Source organism: Comamonas sp. C24C, assembly GCF_053345995.1.
Genome location: NZ_JBKFBC010000009.1, coordinates 156,444 through 177,350, shown reverse-complemented (window position 1 = coordinate 177,350; position 20,907 = coordinate 156,444). Strand labels below are relative to the sequence as shown.

Sequence of the window (20,907 nt, the reverse complement as noted above, 5' to 3'; positions counted from 1 at the left end):
GATGTCCCGCCGCTATTCAAAACAAGGTTGTTTTGACTTAATCGGATGGACTGCAGGCGCCAACAGGCGCTAGGGAAAGCAAGCGAGACACCTTCAAAAGCCTTTTTTCAAAGACGCATCCGGCTCGGACTACAGAGGATGCTTCTTTGAAAAATTGGTTTTTAATTGAAGGACTTCCCCCATGAACGCCGCTGTGCAAAGCCTGAACATCCAGGCTCCCGATTACGTCAAGAACCCCAAGCTCATCGCTTGGGTCGCCGAAATGGCTGCGCTGTGCAAGCCCGCCCAGATCCATTGGTGCGACGGCTCGCAAGCCGAATATGACGCGCTGTGCCAGCAACTGGTGGATGCCGGTACCTTCAAGCCCCTGGCCAAGCGCCCCGGCTCCTTCCTGGCCTGGACCGATCCTTCGGACGTGGCCCGTGTGGAAGACCGCACCTATATCTGCTCCGCCAAGAAGGAAGACGCAGGTCCCACCAACAACTGGATGGACCCTGCCGAGATGCGCGCCACGCTGAACCCTCTGTTCGACGGCTGCATGGCTGGCCGCACCATGTACGTGGTGCCCTTCTCCATGGGCCCGCTGGGTTCGCCCATCGCCCACGTGGGCATCGAGCTGTCCGACAGCCCCTATGTGGCCGTCAACATGAAGATCATGACCCGCATGGGCAAGGCCGTGTATGACGTGATCGGCACCAGCGGCGAGTTCGTGCCCTGCGTGCACACCATCGGCGCACCTCTGGCCGCAGGCGAGAAGGACGAAACCACCTGGCCTTGCAGCAAGACCAAGTACATCGTTCACTATCCCGAAACCCGCGAAATCTGGTCCTACGGCTCGGGCTACGGCGGCAATGCGCTGCTGGGCAAGAAGTGCTTTGCGCTGCGTATCGCCTCCACCATGGGCCGCGACCAGGGCTGGCTGGCCGAGCACATGCTGATCCTGGGCGTCACCAACCCCGAAGGCAAGAAGTACCACGTGGCTGCCGCCTTCCCCTCCGCCTGCGGCAAGACCAATTTCTCCATGCTGGTGCCCCCCAAGGCCTTCGACGGCTGGAAGGTCACGACCATCGGCGACGACATCGCCTGGATCAAGCCCCAGGCTGACGGCTCGCTGCGCGCCATCAATCCCGAAGCCGGTTACTTCGGCGTGGCTCCCGGCACCAACATGCTGACCAACCCGAACTGCATGTTGAGCCTGGACAAGAACGTGATCTTCACCAACGTGGCCCTGACCGATGACGGCGACGTGTGGTGGGAAGGCATGGAAAAGGACCAGGGCAAGCTGCCCGATCACCTGATCGACTGGCAAGGCAAGGACTGGACGCCCCAGATCGCCAAGGAAACCGGCGCCAAGGCCGCCCACCCCAATGCCCGCTTCACCGTGGCTGCCACCAACAACCCCGCGCTGGACGAAGCCTGGGACGACCAGAAGGGCGTGAAGATCGACGCCATCATCTTCGGCGGCCGTCGCTCCACCACCGTGCCTCTGGTGACTGAAGCCCGTGACTGGACCGAAGGCGTGTACATGGCTGCGACCATGGGCTCCGAGACCACCGCCGCCGCCTTTGGCGCACAAGGCGTGGTGCGTCGCGATCCCTTCGCCATGCTGCCTTTCGCCGGCTACAACATGAGCGACTATTTCCAGCACTGGCTGGACCTGGGCGCCAAGATCGAAGGCCAGGGCGCAACCCTGCCCAAGATCTTCACCACCAACTGGTTCCGCAAGAACGCCGAAGGCAAGTTCGTCTGGCCCGGCTACGGTGAGAACATGCGCGTGCTGAAGTGGATGATCGACCGTCTGGAAGGCCAGGCCCAAGGTCAGGAAACCGCCTTCGGTATTGCGCCCCAGTACGCTGAAATCAACTGGAGCGGCCTGGACTTCAACGCCGCCCAGTTCGACAGCGTGACCAATATCGACAAGGCTGCCTGGGCCGAGGAAATGAAGCTGCACGGCGAGCATTTCGACAAGCTGGCTTACAACCTGCCCAAGGCCATGCTGGATACCAAGGCTGAGCTGGAAAAGCGCTTGAGCGCTTGATTCTCCCCCTGAGCCGCTGCGCGGCTTCCCCCTAGCAGGGCGCCCCTCTCTCTACGCGCTTCGCGCTATGGGAGGGGGACGACACCAGCGCGGCGGGGCGGCCCTTGCGCGGTGTCCCTGGCTGAGACTGTGCACATTAAAAAAGCCCTGCTGATTTTTTTCAGCAGGGCTTTTTGTTTGCTTTTATTTTTGTAGCTGTAAGCACTTTCTAAATCTGGGATAGAGGCTTGTTTGACTCTATTTCCCCATGCAAAAAGCCGCGGCCTTGTGGGCAGCGGCTTTTCGGGGGAAGCGGTCCGGACGCTTAGCGGCTCTGACGATCCATGGCACGGGCCAGATCGGCCATCAGGCGGGCATCTTGCAGCGCAGCGTTCCAGACGCGTTCATCGGCAGCGGCTTGCTGGCGGCTCTTGACCCAGGCGCGGTAGCCGGTACGCACCAGATTGATGGCGCGGCGGGCGGGCTGGGAGAAGAGGGCGATGCTGGCAAAGGCCATGGCCCACAGAACCATCCAGGCAGCCATCATATGACCGTCGCTCCAGGTCTCGGTGGCCTGGAATACGCCGGCGGCCAGAGCGGCAAGCACCACGGCCAGCACCATCCAGTGCGATCGGGACTGGGATTGCGCTTCATGTTCGGCGGCAATGGCGGCCATGCGTTCGTCGCTGGCCTGATAGATACGCACCACACCAGGGTGCTCGACACAGTAGGAGTTGTAAATAAAGTTGCTCATGGCAGTTAACCCTTTGACCCACGCTTTTGGCGAATTGCCCGGGGAATAGGTGTAACTATAGGGATTACCCTAGGTATGTTCAAATTTATATTTTGAATCTGTAGCATTCACGGTAGTGATGTATCGGGTGATGCCATGTCTTTGAACTTTCGCTCTCTGGATCTGAATCTGCTGCGCGTCTTCGATGAGGTCATGTCCGAACGCAGTCTCACGCGCGCGGCGCACAAGCTCAGCATCACCCAGCCGGCGGTCAGCAATGCCATGCGCCGGCTGCGCGAGGTCCTGGGCGACGAGCTGCTGGTGCGCCAGGGGCAGGGCGTTGAGCCCACGCCGCGCGCCCAGGCTCTGTGGCCGGTGATACGCGAGGCCCTGCAGCATCTGGAGGGCGCACTCGCACCGGACGAGTTCGATCCCGAGACGGCCAGCACCACGTTCGTGATCGCCATGGCCGATGCCACGGCCGCCACGCTGATTCCGCCGCTGTACCCGATCCTGGAGCGCGAGGCACCGGGCCTGGGCATACGCCTGCTGCCGCTGACCACGCGCGATCCCAGATCCCTGCTCGACGATGGCGAGGCCGATATGGCCGTGGGCTATTTCCCCGCCGTGCTGGCCGATCTGACGGCGCGTGCACAGGCCGGCGGTCTGGTGGCGTTTGACAGCCGCCGCCTGTACGAGAGCGAGTACCTGTGCGTGATGCGCAAGGACCACCCGCTGGCGCATGTGCCGCTGACACTGGACAACTACTGCGCGGCCCGCCATATGCTGGTCAGCTTCTCGGGCCGCTCCTTCGGCTTCATCGACGAGGCCCTGGCCTCGCTGGGGCGTTCGCGCGAAGTGGTGCTCACCGTCAACCAGTTCTTCACCGCAGCGCGCGTGGTGATCAATTCCGATCTGCTGACCATCCTGCCGCGCCATTTCGTGCCCGTGACCGGCATGGGCGATCAGCTGGAGTTGCGCGATCTGCCCTTCGATGTCACGCCCGTGCATGTGGATGCGCTGTGGCGCCGGCGCGGCCCGCACCCGCAGGCCTATGACTGGCTGCTGAAAACGCTGACGCGCTCGGCTGAGATCACCTTTGCCAATGGTTCGGCCCAGGTCACCCAGCATGGTTGACTAAACTAGCCGCATGAAGATCCAGCTGCTGTCCGACCTGCACCTTGAAGTCCACCCCCAATTCGTGGCCCAGCCGGCGGCCGGCGCCGATGTGCTGGTGCTGGCTGGCGATATCGGCTCCTACCAGAGCAGCAGCCAGGTCGATGGCGAGAACTTCGGGCTGGAGCGTTTCTCGCCGCTGCCGCAATACGCGGCCTGGCCCACGCCCGTGCTGTTCGTGCCCGGCAATCACGAGTACGACATGCAGGACTTCGACGAGGCGAGACTGCGCCTGCAGCGCGTGTGCGACAAGCTGGGCCTGATCTGGCTCGACCGTGAAACCGTGGTCATGGACGGCGTGCGTTTCATCGGCACCACGCTGTGGAGCGACTTCGACGCCATGGCCATGCATGAGGGCGTGAGCGATGCCACGCGTTTGCACAGGCTGCGCGAGAAGGCTTTTCGCGCCGCCAATTTCTATCTGCAAAAGACCGGCGGCAGCCGCCAGGGCGAGCCGTTTCTGGCCGCGCCCATGCGCGAGGAAAGCCTGCTCTGCCAGGACTGGCTGCGCGCCGCGCTGCAGCAGCCGTTTGACGGGTCCACGGTGGCCGTGACCCACTTTGCGCCCAGCCTGCGCAGCGCCGATCCGCGCTACGGGCTGGTGCCCGGCACGGCCGGTTTCTGCAATGTGATGGACGACTTTCTGCCCCATGCCCAGCTCTGGCTGCACGGCCATCTGCATTGCGCCAGCGACTACATCGCCAGCGGCCGGCGCGAGGACGGCAGCGCCTGGCAATGCCGCGTGGTGGCCAATCCTCTCGGCTATGCCCGCAAGGGAGAGCAGGAGGACTTTCTGCCGGCATCGACAATTGACTTGAGCCAAGTCAAGATGCTGACTGTCCCTAGCCCTTAGGCTCGAGACATCAACAAGGAGAAATTGGTATGAAGATCTTGCTCGCTGTGGACGGCAGTGCCTACACCCAGAAAATGCTGGCCTATCTGACCTCGCATCAGGAGATGCTGGGCACGGGCCATGAGTACACCATCATCACCGTGCAGCCGTTGCTGCCTCCGCGTGCACGCGCTGCGCTGGGCAAGGAAGTGGTGGAGCAGTACTACGACGAAGAATCCGCCAAGATCCTGCAGCCCGTGCAGGAGTTCCTGAAGGCGCGTGGCGTCGAGGCGCACAGCATCTCCAAGGTCGGCCCCATTGCCGACACCATCATCCACGCCGCGCAGGACGGCAAGTTCGACCTGATCGCCATGGGCACGCATGGCCACGGCGCGCTGGGCCGCCTGGTCATGGGCTCGGTCAGCTCTCAGGTGCTGGCGGGCTGCACCATCCCCGTGCTGCTGATTCGCTGATTTTCATAGCTGCTTGCGCTTGATGTGCATATACATCAGGCATAAAACGGCGTCAAATCAAGGATAGATGAGCGTCCACAGCTACAAAAACCAAAGTACCTCCGTTTGAACCGCTCTCGCAAGGCCGTGCTGCAAAGCACGGCCTTTTTCTATGGCCGGCATCAATCGACCTGCAGCAGCTGCCGGGCCTTGCCCAGCAAGGCCTGGCTGACATGGGCCAGCACGCGCGACTCCAGATTCCAGCAATGCCAGAACAGCGCGATGGACAGTGCATGGCCGGGCGCAATCTCGACCAGATCGCCGGCCTCCAGCGCTGGCTGCACCAGCAGCTGCGGCAGCACGCCCACGCCCCAGCCGGCACGCACGGCGCGCACCTGCGCCTCGCAGCTGGGCAGCAGGATCTGGTGCTGCAGCGACACATTGCGCAGGCCCAGGCAGCGCGCCACGAACTCGGCCTGCATATCGTCCTTGCGGTTAAAGGACAGATAGGGCAGCTGGTTGAAGTTCTTGCGCGTCAGCCCCTGCGGCAGTCTTTGCCGGGCAAACTCGGCCGAGGCCACGGCCACATAGCGCATGGCGCCCAGGGGCTGCACCGTGCAGCCGCGCAGGGCCTGACCCAGCGTGGTGACGCAGCCCATGACCTGGCCCGAGCGCAGCAGCTCCTGCGTGAAGTCCTGGTCGTCGACCACCACCTCCAGCGGCAGGCCGCTCTTCACCAGCTCGTCGAGGGCCGTCATGGCCCAGGTGGCAATGCTGTCGGCATTGATGGCGATGGAGACGATTTCGCCGGCCAGGCTCTGTCCGGTCTGCGGTGCCAGCTCCTGCAGCTCGTGCGCGAGATCGGCGCGCAGCAGGCGCAGCTGCTTGGCATGCTTGAGCAGCAAGCGGCCAGCGCTGGTGGGCTTGACGGGGCGCGTGCGCTCCACCAGCACCGAGCCCACCTGCGCCTCCAGCGCCCGCAGGCGCTGGGACACGGCCGACTGGGTGATGTGCAGCTTTTGCGCGGCGCGCTCGAAGCCGCCTTCCTCCACGATGGCGGCCAGGCATTCCAGCGCAACAGGGTCCCAGGAACTCATGGCTATTCCATTAGCATTTCTGATGAAACTGCTGAAAATTTAATGCTGCTTTTGTTTGCCTGCAAGAGTGCAGACACTGGCCGCATGAACATCATCGTCCTGGGCGCCGGCATCATCGGCATCAGCACCGCCTGGCATCTGCGCGAGCGCGGTCATCAAGTCACCGTGGTGGACCGCCAGAGCGGTCCGGCCCTGGAGACAAGCTATGCCAATGGCGGCCAGATCTCGGTCAGCTACTGCGAGCCCTGGGCCAATCGCCAGGCGCCCTGGAAGGCGCTGAAATGGATGTTCGACAAACAGGCTCCGCTGCTGCTGCGGCCCCGGCTCGAAAGCGCGCAATGGCGCTGGTGCCTGCAGTTCCTGGCCCAGTGCAATGACCGCGCCTTTGCGCGCAATGTCCAGCAGATCGTGGCGCTGGGCGCCTACAGCCATCTGGCGCTCAAGGACATGGTCCAGAAGACCGGTATCGAGTTCGAGCGGCTGGAGCGCGGCATTGCCCATTTCTACAGCAGCCCGCAAGCGTTTGCCGAGGCCGCCGAAGGCGTGGAGCTGATGCGGCAATACGGTGTGCAGCGCCGTCTGGTCAGCCGCGAAGAGCTGCTGGCCATCGAGCCTGCATTCACGCCCTATGCTGCGCAGATTGCGGGTGGCACGTTCACCGCCACGGACGAGTCCGGTGATGCGCGTCTGTTCACCGAAAAGCTGGCCGACCTCTGTGCCCAGGCCGGTGTGCAGTTCCTCTACGGCCACGACATCCTGAGCCTGCAGCCGGCGCGCCGGGGCAAGCCTGCCCAGGTGCAGCTTCGCGGCGGCAGCGATGGCGCCCGGCGCATGCTGAGCGCGGATGCCGTGGTGGTCGCCTGTGGCTCCTACACGCCGCTGCTGCTCAGGCCTCTGGGCGTGCATGTACCCATCTACCCGGGCAAGGGCTATAGCGCCACCCTGCCGCTGCTGCGGCCCGAAAAAGCCCCCATGGTCTCCACCATCGACGACAGCCGCAAGGTCGCCATGAGCCGTCTGGGCAACCGCCTGCGCGTGGCCGGCACCATTGAGTTGGGCGGCTTCGATCTGAGTCTGGACACGCCCACGGCCAGGGCGCGCTGCGAGATGCTGGTCAGGCGCGTGGAGGAGCTGATGCCCGGCGTCTGCGACACGCGCCTGCCCGAGCAGGGCGGCGATCCGCAGTTCTGGTGCGGTCTGCGGCCCGCCACGCCCAGCAACATTCCCTGCATCGGTGCGACTCAGGCTGCCGGAATCTGGGTCAATGCCGGGCATGGCACCCTGGGCTGGACGCATGGTGCGGGGTCGGGCAAGGCCATGGCGGCCCTGATGAGCGGCGAGCGCCCGGCGCTGGATTTCCGGTTCTGGGACGAGCCGGCCCCCGAGATCGCTCGCGGTGCGCGGATCGCGTCGGCCTGAGACAGGGCATAGGACTGCAGGACGAGTACGGGCTGGCTGACTCTTTTGCCCGGATTGACGGTATCGCTGCGTGGGGCTCTTACATACAATCACGCCAGCAACTCGTCCATGCCATGACCCAGCACGACATCACTTCTGCCCTTGACACTTCACGTTCCTTCGCGCGCTCATTGCCCATGGCTTTGCTCAAGGCCCGCGAGGCGGTCATGGTGCGCTTTCGTCCCTCGCTGCGTGCGCACGGACTGACCGAGCAGCAATGGCGCGTGCTGCGCATCATGTCGGTGGCCGACAGGCGTCTGCGTCCCATGGAGCTGTCGCAGCTGACCTTCATCAGCATGCCCAGCCTCTCGCGCCTGCTCAAGACGCTGGAAGGGCGTTTGCTCATCAAGCGCGGCCGCCATGTGGCCGATCTGCGGGGCTCCGAGTTCGCCCTCACGCCCGCCGGGCAGGAGATGGTGGCGCAGATCGTGCCGCATTTCGAAACCATCTACTCCGAGATCGAGGAGCAACTGGGCAGCGCCGAGAGCGAGCAGCTGTTCCGCATCCTCGAGCATGTGGTGCAAAGCCTGGGTCTGCCCGGAGAAGACGAGCTGGGCACGGACTGAGGCGCCGGCCACGGCACAATGCAGTTATGAGTGCTGCGATCGCCGTCATCGACTTTGAAACCACGGGCATGACGCCCGCCCAGGGCGCCAGGGCCACCGAGGTGGCCATCGTGCTGCTGGAGCAGGGCCGCGTGGTGGACCGCTTCCAGAGCCTGATGCAGACCGGGGCCTGGGTCTCGCCCTTCATCACCGAGCTCACCGGCATCACCAACGCGATGCTGCGCACGGCGCCGCCCGCCGCCGAGGTGATGCGCGATGCAGCCCGCTTTGTGGGCGGCGCACCCATGGTGGCCCACAACGCATCGTTCGACAGCAAGTTCTGGCAGGCCGAGCTGGCACTGGCGGGCGAGGCTGCGCCCCAGCTGTTTGCCTGCACCGTGCTGCTGTCGCGCCGCATCTATCCGCAGGCACCCAGTCACAGCCTGGGCAATCTGGCGCGCTATCTGCACCTGCCTTCCACGGGCCGCGCCCACCGGGCGCTGGCGGATGCCGAGATGGCGGCGGCCCTGCTGGCCCGCATGCAGCAGGACCTGTGCGAGCGCCATGCCCTGCCCTGGCCCGAACATGCGCTGCTGATGCAGCTGCAGCGCTGCAGCAAGGCCAAGGTCGGCGGCTGGCTGGCGCAGCAGGCCGGTCAGGGACTGCTGGCAGTTCAGACCCAGGACTGATGAGGATTTTGGACTGCAGGCCTTTGCAGTCATGCGTCAGAAGCTATCAAAATTGATGATTCTGGCCTTAAGCCCTTACGGATTGTGACCGGCTAGGTTCAAGTTGATAATTGCTCAAGCCCTGCAGATGCTCCCTGGGATCTGCTGATCTTGAACCGTGGCGCACCGTTGTGGTCGCTGACCTGAGCTCTGAATTTCGTGAACTCCGCCTTGCCTACCTCCGTCTTGCGTTCGGCCTTGCCTTTCTCGCAGCGCGAATTTCGCGATGCGCTGGGGCAATTTGCCACCGGCGTGACCATCATCACGGCGCGCAGTGCAGAGGGCCATGCGGTGGGCTCCACGGTCAGCTCCTTCAACGCCCTGTCGCTGGCGCCCTCGCTGGTGCTCTGGAGCCTGGGTCTGAAGGCCAATTCCCTGCCCGTGTTCCGCCACAGCACCCACTACGCGATCCATGTGCTGGCGGCTTCGCAAAAGCCGCTGGCCGAGCTGTTTGCACGCAAGGGAGCGGACCGGTTCAGCCATACGCAGCACCATGACTCCGAGCATGGCGTGCCGCTGCTGGAGGGCTGCAGCGCGGTCTTCGAGTGCCGCAATCTGCGCCAGCATGAGGAGGGCGACCATCTGCTCTTCATCGGCGAGGTGGAACGCTGCGAGCACCATGCCGACCGCGCGCCGCTGCTCTACCACTCAGGCCATATGCACGCCCACGGCTTCGTCAGGTAAGGCCGGCTGCCGACTGGGAACCCTACCTAGTCGACTTGAACGATACCGATCTCCAAGGCCCGCCCTAGATTGCACCCAGGCCTGCAGCGCCATGCCGCAGGACATTGGTGCAACGCTTTGGAGACACATCATGATCGATTGCGAAGACAGGCCGGCCCATACCCAGCGCAAGGTGGCCGCGGCAAGCAGCACGGGGCTCGAACTCAGGCGCATCTCACCCGCCATCGGCGTGGAGGTTTCGGGCATAGACCTGCGCCAGCCCATGAGCGAGGAGCAGACGCGCGAGCTGCGCCAGGCGCTGGTGGCGCACAAGGTGCTGGTGTTTCGGGAGCAGAACATCACGCCTGCCCAGCATGTGGCGTTTGCACGCCGCTTCGGCGAGCTGGAGCTGCACCCGGTATTTCCCCATCACCCCGACCATCCCGAGCTGGTGCTGCTCGGCGGCAACAGCAAGATCCCGGGCACCGAGAACGTCTATCACACCGATGTCTCCTGGCGCGATACCCCATCCATGGCCTCGGTGCTGCGCTGCGTGGAATGCCCCGAGGTCGGCGGCGACACGGTCTGGATCAATATGGAGCAGGCCTACGAGCAGTTGCCCGAGACGCGCAAGCAGCAGATCGCCAGCCTGTATGCCGTGCATGACATCCTGCCCTCGTTCGGCGCGCGCATGACGCCCGCGCAGCAGGCCCAGGCGCGCGACAAATATCCGCCCGTGGTGCACCCGGTGGTGCGCACCCACCCCGAAAGCGGCCGAAAGATCCTCTACGTCAACGAAACCTTCGTCACGCATTTCGCCAACTTCAGCTCGCACTTCGACAGCTTCCGCTCGGCCAACGAAATTCATGCCCAGCAGCAGGATCTGATGAACTATCTGCTGCGCCAGCCCGCGATTCTGGAATACCAGATGCGCCTGCACTGGGAGCCCAACACCATTGCCATGTGGGACAACCGCTCCACCCAGCATTACGCGATTCAGGACTATTTCCCGGCCGTGCGTCGCATGCACCGCGCCACGGTCAAGGGTGACAAGCCGTTCTAAGCCGTGCGCCGGCCAAACTGGGTCGTGCAGGTGGTTTAACGCTGCGTTAAACCACCTGCGGCAGTCTTGTCTTGTAGAGTTCAAAGCAGCAAGCATCTGCTTTGAACCTCCCAACCAGCGAGACAGAACATGCAGCAACAAGACTTTGATTACGACTTTCTGGTCATAGGCGGCGGCTCGGGGGGCGTGCGCGCCAGCCGCGTGGCTGCCGGCCTGGGGTCCCGTGTGGCCGTGGTGGAAGCCGCCCAGCTGGGCGGTACCTGCGTCAACGTGGGCTGCATCCCCAAGAAGCTGCTCAGCCATGCAGCGCATTTCAGCCAGCTGGCCGAGGAGGCGCGGGGCTTTGGCTGGCAGCTGGAGCAGCCGCGTTTCGACTGGCCTGTGCTGATTGCCAACAAGGACCGCGAAATCGAGCGTCTGAACGGCGTCTACGGCCGCATGCTGGCCGGCGCAGGGGTTGCCGTCATCCACGGCCGTGCAAAGCTCTCAGGGCCGCATAGCGTGCAGGTGAACGGGCAGACCCTGCATGCCCGCCATATCCTGATCGCGACGGGTGGCACGCCCAGCCTGCCCGATATCCCGGGCATCGAGCATGCCATCACCTCCAACGAGGCTTTCCACCTGCCGCAGCTGCCCAGGCGCGTGGTGGTCGTGGGCGGTGGCTATATCGCCGTGGAGTTCGCCTCCATCTTCAACGGCCTGGGCGCAGAGACCACCCTGCTGCACCGTCGCCAGCAGCTGCTGCGCGGCTTTGATGCCGACCTCGGTCTGCACCTGGGCCAGGAGATGGCCCAGCTGGGCGTGAACTTCCGCTGGGAGGATGAGATCCAGGCCATAGACAAGCAGGCGGACGGCCTGCACCTGCAGCTCAAGAGCGGCGAGCAACTGGTGGTGGACTGCGTGATGTACGCCACGGGTCGCGTGCCCCTGATCGAAGGACTGGGGCTGGAGGCGGCAGGGGTCAAGGTCAACGACCAGGGCGCCATCGAGGTGGACCAGCATTTCTGCAGCAATGTGCCATCCATCCATGCCGTGGGCGACGTGGTCGATCGCATGGCCCTGACGCCCGTGGCGCTGGCCGAGGGCTCGGTGGTCGCCCATCGTCTGTTCGGTCAGGGCGACAAGAGCGCCCCCGACTACGAACTGGTGCCGACGGCGGTGTTCTCCCATCCGCAGGTGGGCACGGTGGGACTGTCCGAGGAGGCGGCGCGCGTGCGCTTTGGCGCGGTGCAGGTCTTCCAGTCCAGCTTCAGGCCGCTGACCAACCGCATGGGGGCCGAGCCCGAGAACGTCTTCCTCAAGCTCATCGTCTCCAAGGCCGACCAGCGCGTGCGCGGTGTGCATATGGTGGGCGAGGGCGCGGGCGAGCTGATGCAGGGCTTTGCCGTGGCGCTGCAATGCGGCGCGACCAAGCAGCAGTTCGATGCGACCATAGGCATACACCCGACCGTGGCCGAGGAGCTGGTGACCATGCGGGAGCCGGTGCGGGAATGAGGCGCGACACCCGCGTTTTCGCACTGCGCGAGGCGCCGGGTGGAAGCACCATGAAAAATGGGCCTCAGAGGCCCATTTTTTGAACAGATGAGTTGGTATCAGCCGCGTGTGGCGTCCGGCAGCTCGATCTTGACTTCCAGAACCTCAAGGTTTTCCTGGCGCTCCAGCTGTACCTTGATGTCATTGGGGTTGATGTCCACATACTTGGAAATCACGGCCATCAGCTCTTTTTGCAGGGCCGGCAGATAGTCGGGCTTGCCGCTTTCGCCGCCCACGCGTTCACGGGCGAGAATGATCTGCAGACGCTCCTTGGCGACCGAGGCGGATTTTTTCTTCTCTCCGAGCAGAAACGACAACATGGACATATGGCTTACCTCCCGCCAAACATGCGTTTGAAGAAGCCGGGCTTGACGGCTTCGGTAAAGCGCATGGGTTTTTCTTCGCCCAGGAAGCGTGCCACCACGTCCTGATAGGCCTCGGCCACGTCGGTGCCTTGCATGTGCACGGCCGGAATGCCCTGGTTGGAAGCCTGGAGCACGGTTTCGGATTCGGGGATCACGCCGATCAGCTCGATGCGCAGAATGTCCTGAATGTCCTCCAGCGACAGCATCTGGCCGTCTTCCACGCGGTTGGGGTTGTAGCGCGTGATCAGCAGATGTTCCTTGATGCTCTCGCCCTTGACGGCACGTTCGGTCTTGGAGCTGAGCATGCCCAGAATGCGGTCCGAATCGCGCACCGACGAGACTTCGGGATTGGTCACCACCAGGGCCTCGTCGGCATAGTGCATGGCCATCAGTGCGCCGCTTTCAATGCCGGCGGGCGAGTCGCAGATGATGAACTCGAAGTCCATGGCGGACAGATCGTCCAGCACCTTCTTCACGCCTTCCTGCGTCAGGGCTTCCTTGTCGCGGGTCTGCGAAGCGGCCAGCACGAACAGGTTTTCGCACTGCTTGTCCTTGATCAGGGCCTGGTTCAGATTGGCTTCGCCCTGGATGACATTGATGAGGTCATAGACCACGCGGCGTTCGCAGCCCATGATCAGATCGAGATTGCGCAGACCCACATCGAAGTCAATCACTGCGGTCTTGTGGCCGCGCAGAGCGAGGCCGGATGCGAAGCTGGCGCTGGTGGTGGTCTTGCCGACACCGCCTTTGCCGGAGGTCACGACGACGATTTTGGCCATGTTTGCACGATTCCTTTAAGACAAATGGGGCAGGTTGATAGGGTGTCCGGTGTGTCTCATACCGGCTCGATAATGATTTTTTCTCCTTCAAGACGCACCTTGGCAGCTTTGCCGGCGACTTCTTTGGGGAGATCGGTTTCAATTGTGCGGTAGATACCTGCAATGGAAAGCAGTTGCGCCTCCATGCAAGTGCTAAAAATTCTGGCGCTGGTATTGCCGCTGGCCCCGGCCACGGCGCGGCCGCGCAGCGGCGCATAGACATGGACGTTGCCGTCGGCAATCACCTCGGCACCATAGCTGACCATGTCCAGAACCACAATGTCGGTGCCCTTGGCATAGACGCGCTGGCCCGAGCGCAGCGGCCGGTCCACGATGACGGCATCGGCCAGAGGCGCGGGCACCTCGACCTCCACCTCGCGAATGATCTCGTGGATTTCCGGCTCGGCGCGACGCGCCGGCATGGCATCGGGAGCTGCGCTCAGCCCCAGGGCCTTGGCCGCCTCCATCTGGGCCTCGCTGCCGCTGCGCACGGCAACCGGCACGGTACGGTGGTTGCGCAGGGCCTCGAGCAGGGCCGGGAAGTCGATCTCCTGCTCGGCTTCAGACACCTGGCTGAGGTCGATGAGCACGGGGTCGTTGTCGAAGAAATCGGGGTCGTCGGCCAGACGACGTGCCAGATCCTGCGCCAGTGCCTGCATGTCGGTGCTGCGAAGCACCACGGAAAGCACCGGCAGTTGCGCGCTCTTGAGGTCAAAGCTGGGGCGCTCGGCGCCGGTCGGTTCAACAGACATGGATGGGATCAGCGCACATCAGGTGCTCTATGAGGACGACAAAGTGTACCTGTCAACCGGCAAAAGATAAGGTCACCGAGTGTTTGCACTGCAACACTTGATGCACCTCAGAGGCCCCTATCTGCACAGGTCTGGATGAAAATACAGTCATGTCTCCAGAGCTTTTGATCCAGGGCGCCTGTGCCAGCATCACCTTGCGCCGACCCGACGTTGCCAACAAACTGCTGCCCGAAGACCTGAGCGTGCTGCGCCGCCAGATCGATGAGGTCAATGCCAACCCGGCCGTGCTGGTGCTGACGCTGCAGGCGGTGGGCCGGCATTTCTGCAGCGGCTACGACATAGCCGAGATTGCCAACAGCCAGAACGAGGGCAGCTCCTTCGGCGAAATGGTGGATGCCGTGGAAAACTGCCGCGCCGTGACGATTGCCGCGATCCAGGGCGGGGTGTTTGGTGGTGCCACCGATATGGCGCTGGCCTGCGACTTCCGCGTCGGCGGTGCCAACAGCCAGATGTTCATGCCCGCCGCGCGGCTGGGCCTGCATTTCTACGGCTCGGGCCTGGAGCGCTATGTGACCCGGCTGGGCCTGGATACGGCCAAGCGCCTGTTTCTGACCTGTGAGAAGCTACAGGCCCAGGCGATGAAGGACTGCGGCTTTCTGACCGATCTGGCGGACGGCGCAGATATCGGCGAGCGCGTGGCGCAGCTGCAGAACACGCTGTCCGGCATGGCCCCGCTGGCCTTGCTGGGCATGAAGAAGCACCTCAACGCCATTGTCCGTGGCGTGCATGACAAGGCCGGCATCGATGCTGCCGTGCAGGCCACCATCGAATCGGCCGATCTGAAGGAAGGTGGCGCGGCCTGGCGCGAGAAGCGCCAGCCTCTGTTTACCGGGCGTTAGGCCACCGTCTCTGCCTTGGCCAGGTATTCCCTGGCAAAGCCCTCGTACCAGTCCAGGCAGCCGGGGTTGGCCATGGCGTCCTTGTTGACCACCTTGGCAAGGGGCTGGCCCAGCAGCAGCTTCTTGATGGGCAGTTCCTGCTTCTTGCCGCTGAGCGTGCGCGGGATCTCGGCCACGGCAAAGATATCGTCGGGCACAAAGCGGGGCGACAGTGCCGAGCGGATGGCCTTGTTGATGCGCTCGCGCAGGGCAGCATCCAGCTCCACGCCGGGGCGCAGGGCGACAAACAGCGGCATATAGCTGTCCTTGCCCAGATATTCCAGGTCCACCACCATGCTGTCCAGCACCTCAGGCAGGGCCTCGACGGCGCTGTAGATCTCGCTGGTGCCCATGCGCAGGCCGTGGCGGTTGATGGTGGCGTCGCTGCGGCCGTAGATGATGCAGCCGCCCTCGCCAAGCAGCTTGATCCAGTCGCCATGACGCCAGACCGGCCCCATTGCTGCCGGGCCGTCACCGCCGCCGGGTTGGCGGCCATGGCCCGCCGGGTACATGTCGAAATAGCTCGATAGATACCTTTTTCCGTCCGCATCGCCCCACAGGAACAGCGGCATGGATGGAATGGGCTGGGTGCAGACCAGCTCGCCGACCTCGTCCATCACGGGCTGGCCCTCTTCGTTCCAGGCTTCGACGGCTGCGCCCAGCTGGCGGCATTGCATGACGCCGGGCACCAGCGGCAGATCGCGGTTGCCACCGATAAAGGCGCCCGCAAAGTCGGTGCCGCCGGATAAGTTATTCCACCAAATATTGGCGCGGCCCAGTTTCTCGAATTGGTCTGTTCCCCACTGCTGTACCTCGGCAGACAGCGGCGAGCCCGTGCTTCCCAGCCCGCGTATGCGTGACAGATCCCCGCAGGCCGACAGATCGACACCGGCCTTCATGCAGTTGGCGTAGAAGGCCGCACCCGAGCCAAAGCTGGTCACGCCGGTCTCGGCCGCGAAGCGCCACAGCGTGCCCCAGTCGGGCTTGTCCTTGCTGCCGCCGGGGCTGCCGTCAAAGATCACGCAGGTTGTGCCGCCCAGCAGGCCCGAGACCTGGGCATTCCACATCACCCAGCCCGTGGAGCTGTACCAGTGGTAGCGCTCGCCCCAGCTGTTGGGCTCGTAGCTGCAGCCGATGTCGTTGTGCAGACCCTTGAGCTGCAGGGCCACCAGCACCATACCGCCATGACCGTGGACTATGGGCTTGGGCAGGCCGGTGGTGCCGCTGGAGTAGACGATCCACAGTGGATGGTCGAACGCTAGCCATTCGGGCTCAAAGGCAGCGGTATCGGCATCATTTCTCGCTGTAACGCTTGTGTAGTCTGCGGTGTCAGCTATCTTTATCGAGGTATTCAGATTGGGCACCAGTACCACGTGTTGCACGCTGGGCAGGCCCTGACGCAGCTCCTGCAGGACCTCGCGGCGGTCTATGTCCTTGCCTGCGTAATGCACGCCGTCCACGGCGATCAGCGCCTTGGGTGCAATCTGCTTGAAGCGGTCGAGCACGGCATGGGTGCCCATGTCGGGTGCGCAGATGCTCCAGATGGCGCCCAGGCTGGCGCAGGCCAGAAAGGCGACCATGGCCTCGGGAATATTGGGCAGATAGGCCGCGACGCGGTCGCCCTTGGCGACGCCCTGGGCGCGCAGATGCAGGGCCAGGGACGCCACCTGACGCTGCAGCTCGGGCCAGCTCAGCTCGCGCTGCAGGCCCTGCTCGTTGCGGCTGATGACGGCCGGCATGCCGGCGGCATGGGCGGGCTGGACATGGCGCAGCACCTGCTGCACATAGTTCACCTGCGCGCCCGGGAACCATTGCGCTCCGGGCATGGTGTTGCTGGCCAGCACCGCGCTGTGCGGCGTGGGCGACTGCAGGTCGAAGTACTCCCAGATGCTTTGCCAGAAGGCATCAAGATCGCTGGTCGACCAGCGCCACAGCGCGTCATAGTCGGCGAAGCTCATGCCGCGCGTTTCACGCAGCCAGTTCTGGTACAGCCGGATCTGGGGAATATAGGGGGCGGTGTTGGGGGAGGCACAGGACATGGCCTCAGCCTAGCGCTGCAGTCCGTGCAAGTCATTGGTGGTGGCCCTCGCAGATGTCACCTGTGCAGCACGGATGCGCGGTCAAACCGATAATCGGGGCCTGTCTACACCGTCAACGGCGCATGCCGGCGACCCGCACCCCATGTCCGCTTTGCCCACCCGCGTGCTGGCCGTCATTCCGCCGATGACGCAGCTCAACACTCCCTACCCCTCCACGGCCTACCTGACGGGCTTTCTGCGCTCGCGCGGCATCACCGCCATGCAGGAAGACCTGGCACTGGCCCTGGTGCTGCAGCTGCTCTCGCCAGATGGCCTGCGCGCCGTGGCCGAGCGCATCCGGAGCCTGCCTGCCAAAAAGCACACGCCTGCCGTGCAGTCCTTTGTCGCGCAGCAGGAGCGCTATCTGGCCACGATTGCGCCCACGATTGCGTTCTTGCAGGGGCGAGACTCCACGCTGGCTCACCGCATCGTGGGGCGCCACTTTCTGCCCGAAGGCCCGCGCTTTGCCACGCTCGATGTGTATGAGGACGAGGAAGGCGGCGATCCGCTGGGCTGGGCTTTCGGGGCCCTGGGACTGCAGGACAAGGCCAAGCATCTGGCCACGCTGTACCTCAACGATCTGGCCGATGTGCTGCGCGATGCCGTGGACGAGCGCTTCGAGTTCGTGCGCTATGCCGAGTCGCTGGCCGGCAGCCAGCCCACTTTCGATCCGCTGGCCAGCGCATTGGAGGCAGAGCCCAATCTGGTGGACGAGGTGCTGGAGCGCCTGACACTGGAGGCCGTGGAGCGTCACCAGCCCACGGTGGTGCTGCTGTCCGTGCCCTTTCCGGGCTCGGCCTATGCGGCGTTTCGCATTGCGCAGACCATCAAGCGGCGCTTTCCGCAGATTGCCACCGTGCTGGGTGGCGGCTTTGTCAACACCGAGCTGCGCGAGCTGGCCGAGCCGCGCGTGTTCGACTACTTCGACTTCGTGACGCTGGATGCGGGCGAACGCCCGCTGCTGGCGCTGCTCGAGCATCTGCGCGGCGAGCGCGGCAGATCGCGTCTGGTGCGCACCTTTGTGCGCGGCGACGACGGCAAGGTGCAGTACGTGAACATGATGGAGTCCGACATCGCGTTTGCCGAGGTTGGAACGCCCACCTGGGACGGTCTGCCGCTGGACCGATACCTGTCGCTGCTGGACATGCTCAACCCCATGCACCGTCTATGGAGCGACGGGCGCTGGAACAAGCTCACCGTGGCCCATGGCTGCTACTGGAAGAAGTGCAGCTTCTGCGATGTCAGCCTGGACTATATCGGGCGCTACGAGGGCGCCAGCGCTGCCGTGCTGGCCGACCGCATCGAGGCCATCGTCGCCGAGACCGGCCAGACCGGCTTTCACTTTGTCGATGAAGCCGCGCCGCCCAAGGCGCTCAAGGCGCTGTCGCAGGAGCTGATTGCGCGCAATGCCGGCATCTCCTGGTGGGGCAATGTGCGCTTCGAGAAGACCTTCACACCCGAGCTGGCCGAGCTGATGGCCGACAGCGGCTGCATTGCCATCTCTGGCGGTCTGGAAGTGGCGTCCGACCGGCTGCTGGCGCTGATGAAAAAAGGCGTGACCGTGGACCAGGTGGCACGCGTGACCAAGGCGTTCTCGGAGGCCGGCATTCTGGTCCATGCCTATCTGATGTACGGCTTTCCGACGCAGACCGTGCAGGACACGGTGGACGCGCTCGAGTATGTGCGCCAGCTGTTTCTCAACGGTTGCATTCAAAGCGGCTTTTTTCACCGCTTCAGCTGCACCGTGCACTCGCCCGTGGGCCTCAACCCCGAGGAATACGGTATCGAGCTGCCGCCGCTGCCCGAGGGCAACTTTGCCAAGAACGACCGCCCCTTCATCGACCCTACGGGCGTCGATCACGACGCACTGGGCGCGGCGCTCAAGAAGGCCATCTACAACTTCATGCACGGCATCGGGCTGGAGGAGGATGTGCGCATGTGGTTCCCGTTCAAGGTGCCCAAGCCCACGGTCAAGCGCGATCGCATTGCGCGTGCGCTGCAGCAGAAGCAGAAGCAGTGAATTTGATAGCTGCTAGCGCTTGCTGATAAACAACTTTAGATCTGTTTATCCATTAATTCATTGACGGTATTGCGCTGCAAGCTATGTATTTGATAGTTTGCCCTGGTGCAGCCGTTTTCCCGCGTGTGCGAGAGACCACAGTCCCTGGTTTACCAGTGCTTGCACGGCCCCAGCGGGCAAGCACTGCTTGCCATAATCTGCTCCGTTTTTTATATCTCCAAGGAGCGATGGGATGGGAATGTTTCAATGGACGGAGCGATCGTCCGATGTCTTGCAGGGCGGTGGCGTCATCGGCCCCGATGAGCGACTGCCCTGGACGCAGACCGGTTTGATGGGTATCCAGCACGTGATCGCCATGTTCGGCTCCACGGTGCTGGCTCCCATCCTCATGGGGTTCGATCCCAATCTGGCGGTGTTGATGAGCGGCATCGGCACGCTGATCTTCTTTCTCATCACCGGCGGCAAGGTGCCCAGCTATCTGGGCTCTTCCTTTGCCTTCATCGGCGTGGTCAACATCGCCACCGGCTATGTGGCCAGCCAGGGACCTGCCAACGCCAATATCGGCGTGGCGCTGGGCGGCATCATTGCCTGCGGCTTTGTCTACATGCTGGTCGGCCTGCTGGTGCAGATGGTGGGCACGGCCTGGATCGAACGCTTCATGCCGCCCGTGGTGACGGGCGCCGTGGTGGCCATCATCGGCCTGAACCTGGCCTCGATTCCCATCAAGAACATGGCGTCCAACAACTTCGAATCCTGGATGCAGGCGCTGACCTTTGTGTCCGTGGCGCTGGTGGCCGTGTTCACGCGCGGCATGCTGCAGCGCCTGCTGATTCTGATCGGCCTGATCATTGCCAGCGTGCTCTACGCCGTCTTCACCAACGGCCTGGGCTGGGGCAAGCCCGTGGATCTGAGCGGCGTGCTCAATGCCGCCTGGTTCGGCATTCCCAGCTTCCATGCGCCGGTGTTCACCAGCAACGCCATGCTGCTGATCGTGCCCGTGGTCATCATCCTGGTGGCCGAGAACCTGGGCCACATCAAGGCCGTGACGGCCATGACGGGCAAGAACCTGGACCAGTACATGGGCCGGGCCTTCATCGGTGACGGCGTGGCCACCATGGTCTCCGGCGCCGCCGGCGGCACGGGCGTGACCACCTATGCCGAAAACATCGGCGTGATGGCGGCGACCCGCATCTACTCCACGGCCGTGTTCTTTGTGGCGGCCCTGCTGGCCGTGCTGCTGGGCTTCTCGCCCAAGTTCGGTGCGCTGATCCAGGCCATTCCCCTGCCCGTCATGGGCGGTGTCTCCATCGTGGTGTTCGGCCTGATCGCCATTGCCGGCGCCAAGATCTGGGTGGACAACAAGGTGGACTTTTCCGACACCAAGAACCTGATCGTGGCTGCCATCACCCTGATTCTGGGTACCGGAGAATTCACGCTGAGGTTCGGCGAATTCGCGCTGGGCGGCATCGGCTGCGCCACCTTCGGCGCCATCATCCTGTACGCACTGCTGGCCATGGGCGAGCGCAAATCTGAAACCAAGGTACAGGCCAAGTGAGTGCCAACATGTAATCGGGGGAACATTCCCCTGACAGCAGCGCGGGGCCTTTGCCGAGAATCCCGGTATTAATGTTCCGCGCTG

Annotated in this window: 19 protein-coding genes; 13 read left to right on the top strand and 6 right to left on the bottom strand. The window is 63.7% G+C overall.

Annotated elements, in window-relative coordinates; translation table 11 throughout:
- The first annotated feature begins 181 nt into the window (after window positions 1–181).
- On the top strand, window positions 182–2,038 hold the full coding sequence (locus tag ACLBXN_RS17275) for a phosphoenolpyruvate carboxykinase (GTP) (protein WP_043003241.1): 1,857 nt from the start codon (window positions 182–184) through the stop codon (window positions 2,036–2,038).
- A gap of 304 nt (window positions 2,039–2,342) precedes the next feature.
- On the opposite strand, the gene ACLBXN_RS17270 is transcribed toward ACLBXN_RS17275, so the two are convergent.
- Entirely contained in the window at window positions 2,343–2,771 is a 429-nt protein-coding gene (locus ACLBXN_RS17270; protein WP_003059907.1) for a hypothetical protein, read from the bottom strand.
- A gap of 135 nt (window positions 2,772–2,906) precedes the next feature.
- Between ACLBXN_RS17270 and ACLBXN_RS17265 the strand changes: the two genes are divergently transcribed.
- The 3 genes from ACLBXN_RS17265 to ACLBXN_RS17255 are packed head-to-tail and all read left to right on the top strand — an operon-like array spanning window position 2,907 to window position 5,231.
- Window positions 2,907–3,887 carry a LysR family transcriptional regulator gene (locus ACLBXN_RS17265; protein ID WP_447612947.1) on the top strand — a complete coding sequence of 327 codons (981 nt, stop codon included), beginning with the start codon at window positions 2,907–2,909 and terminating at the stop codon, window positions 3,885–3,887.
- A gap of 13 nt (window positions 3,888–3,900) precedes the next feature.
- Window positions 3,901–4,779, top strand: coding sequence for a metallophosphoesterase (locus ACLBXN_RS17260; protein WP_447612946.1), 879 nt, complete (start codon window positions 3,901–3,903; stop codon window positions 4,777–4,779).
- Between the two features lie 29 nt (window positions 4,780–4,808).
- Window positions 4,809–5,231, top strand: a complete 423-nt coding sequence (locus ACLBXN_RS17255; RefSeq protein ID WP_167007445.1) for a universal stress protein — start codon at window positions 4,809–4,811, stop codon at window positions 5,229–5,231.
- Window positions 5,232–5,392: 161 nt separating this feature from the next.
- Here the strand turns inward: ACLBXN_RS17255 and ACLBXN_RS17250 are convergent, their stop codons facing one another.
- Complete coding sequence (locus tag ACLBXN_RS17250) at window positions 5,393–6,307, bottom strand: LysR family transcriptional regulator ArgP (protein ID WP_043003237.1); 915 nt, start codon at window positions 6,305–6,307, stop codon at window positions 5,393–5,395.
- A 42-nt stretch (window positions 6,308–6,349) separates the two neighbouring features.
- Between ACLBXN_RS17250 and ACLBXN_RS17245 the strand changes: the two genes are divergently transcribed.
- The 6 genes from ACLBXN_RS17245 to gorA all read left to right on the top strand — a co-directional run bounded on the left by ACLBXN_RS17245 (window position 6,350) and on the right by gorA (window position 12,258).
- The gene (locus ACLBXN_RS17245) at window positions 6,350–7,726 is read left to right on the top strand and encodes a D-amino acid dehydrogenase (protein WP_447612945.1); all 1,377 of its coding nucleotides are present in this window, start codon (window positions 6,350–6,352) and stop codon (window positions 7,724–7,726) included.
- A gap of 113 nt (window positions 7,727–7,839) precedes the next feature.
- Window positions 7,840–8,331 (top strand): homoprotocatechuate degradation operon regulator HpaR, encoded by a 492-nt coding sequence (hpaR, locus tag ACLBXN_RS17240; protein WP_407714741.1) that lies wholly within the window; start codon window positions 7,840–7,842, stop codon window positions 8,329–8,331.
- Window positions 8,332–8,357: 26 nt separating this feature from the next.
- Complete coding sequence (locus tag ACLBXN_RS17235) at window positions 8,358–8,999, top strand: 3'-5' exonuclease (RefSeq protein WP_211458122.1); 642 nt, start codon at window positions 8,358–8,360, stop codon at window positions 8,997–8,999.
- A 198-nt stretch (window positions 9,000–9,197) separates the two neighbouring features.
- A complete protein-coding gene (locus tag ACLBXN_RS17230; RefSeq protein WP_034406713.1) occupies window positions 9,198–9,722 on the top strand; it encodes a flavin reductase family protein in 525 nt (174 codons plus the stop codon).
- Window positions 9,723–9,852: 130 nt separating this feature from the next.
- Window positions 9,853–10,764, top strand: coding sequence for a TauD/TfdA dioxygenase family protein (locus ACLBXN_RS17225; protein ID WP_447612944.1), 912 nt, complete (start codon window positions 9,853–9,855; stop codon window positions 10,762–10,764).
- Window positions 10,765–10,893: 129 nt separating this feature from the next.
- Window positions 10,894–12,258, top strand: coding sequence for a glutathione-disulfide reductase (gene gorA, locus ACLBXN_RS17220; protein ID WP_447612943.1), 1,365 nt, complete (start codon window positions 10,894–10,896; stop codon window positions 12,256–12,258).
- Between the two features lie 98 nt (window positions 12,259–12,356).
- Here the strand turns inward: gorA and minE are convergent, their stop codons facing one another.
- From minE to minC, 3 genes are read right to left on the bottom strand one after another with little or no spacing between them, the layout of a single operon-like run.
- Window positions 12,357–12,623: a cell division topological specificity factor MinE gene (gene minE / locus ACLBXN_RS17215; protein WP_003059887.1), complete on the bottom strand. Its 267-nt coding sequence runs from the start codon at window positions 12,621–12,623 to the stop codon at window positions 12,357–12,359.
- 5 nt (window positions 12,624–12,628) lie between these two features.
- The gene (minD, locus tag ACLBXN_RS17210) at window positions 12,629–13,441 is read right to left on the bottom strand and encodes a septum site-determining protein MinD (protein ID WP_003059885.1); all 813 of its coding nucleotides are present in this window, start codon (window positions 13,439–13,441) and stop codon (window positions 12,629–12,631) included.
- A gap of 56 nt (window positions 13,442–13,497) precedes the next feature.
- Entirely contained in the window at window positions 13,498–14,232 is a 735-nt protein-coding gene (minC, locus tag ACLBXN_RS17205) for a septum site-determining protein MinC (protein ID WP_407714744.1), read from the bottom strand.
- A gap of 149 nt (window positions 14,233–14,381) precedes the next feature.
- On the opposite strand from minC, the gene ACLBXN_RS17200 reads away from it, so the two are divergent.
- The gene (locus tag ACLBXN_RS17200) at window positions 14,382–15,131 is read left to right on the top strand and encodes an enoyl-CoA hydratase/isomerase family protein (protein ID WP_447612942.1); all 750 of its coding nucleotides are present in this window, start codon (window positions 14,382–14,384) and stop codon (window positions 15,129–15,131) included.
- Here ACLBXN_RS17200 and ACLBXN_RS17195 read toward each other — a convergent pair.
- Entirely contained in the window at window positions 15,128–17,209 is a 2,082-nt protein-coding gene (locus tag ACLBXN_RS17195) for an acetoacetate--CoA ligase (protein WP_447612941.1), read from the bottom strand. The genes ACLBXN_RS17200 and ACLBXN_RS17195 overlap by 4 nt on opposite strands.
- A 142-nt stretch (window positions 17,210–17,351) precedes the next feature.
- Between ACLBXN_RS17195 and ACLBXN_RS17190 the strand changes: the two genes are divergently transcribed.
- Together ACLBXN_RS17190 and ACLBXN_RS17185 are read left to right on the top strand one after the other, a co-directional pair.
- Window positions 17,352–19,268 (top strand): B12-binding domain-containing radical SAM protein, encoded by a 1,917-nt coding sequence (locus ACLBXN_RS17190; RefSeq protein ID WP_447612940.1) that lies wholly within the window; start codon window positions 17,352–17,354, stop codon window positions 19,266–19,268.
- Between the two features lie 232 nt (window positions 19,269–19,500).
- A complete protein-coding gene (locus tag ACLBXN_RS17185) occupies window positions 19,501–20,823 on the top strand; it encodes a solute carrier family 23 protein (protein WP_043003226.1) in 1,323 nt (440 codons plus the stop codon).
- Window positions 20,824–20,907: the final 84 nt, after the last annotated feature.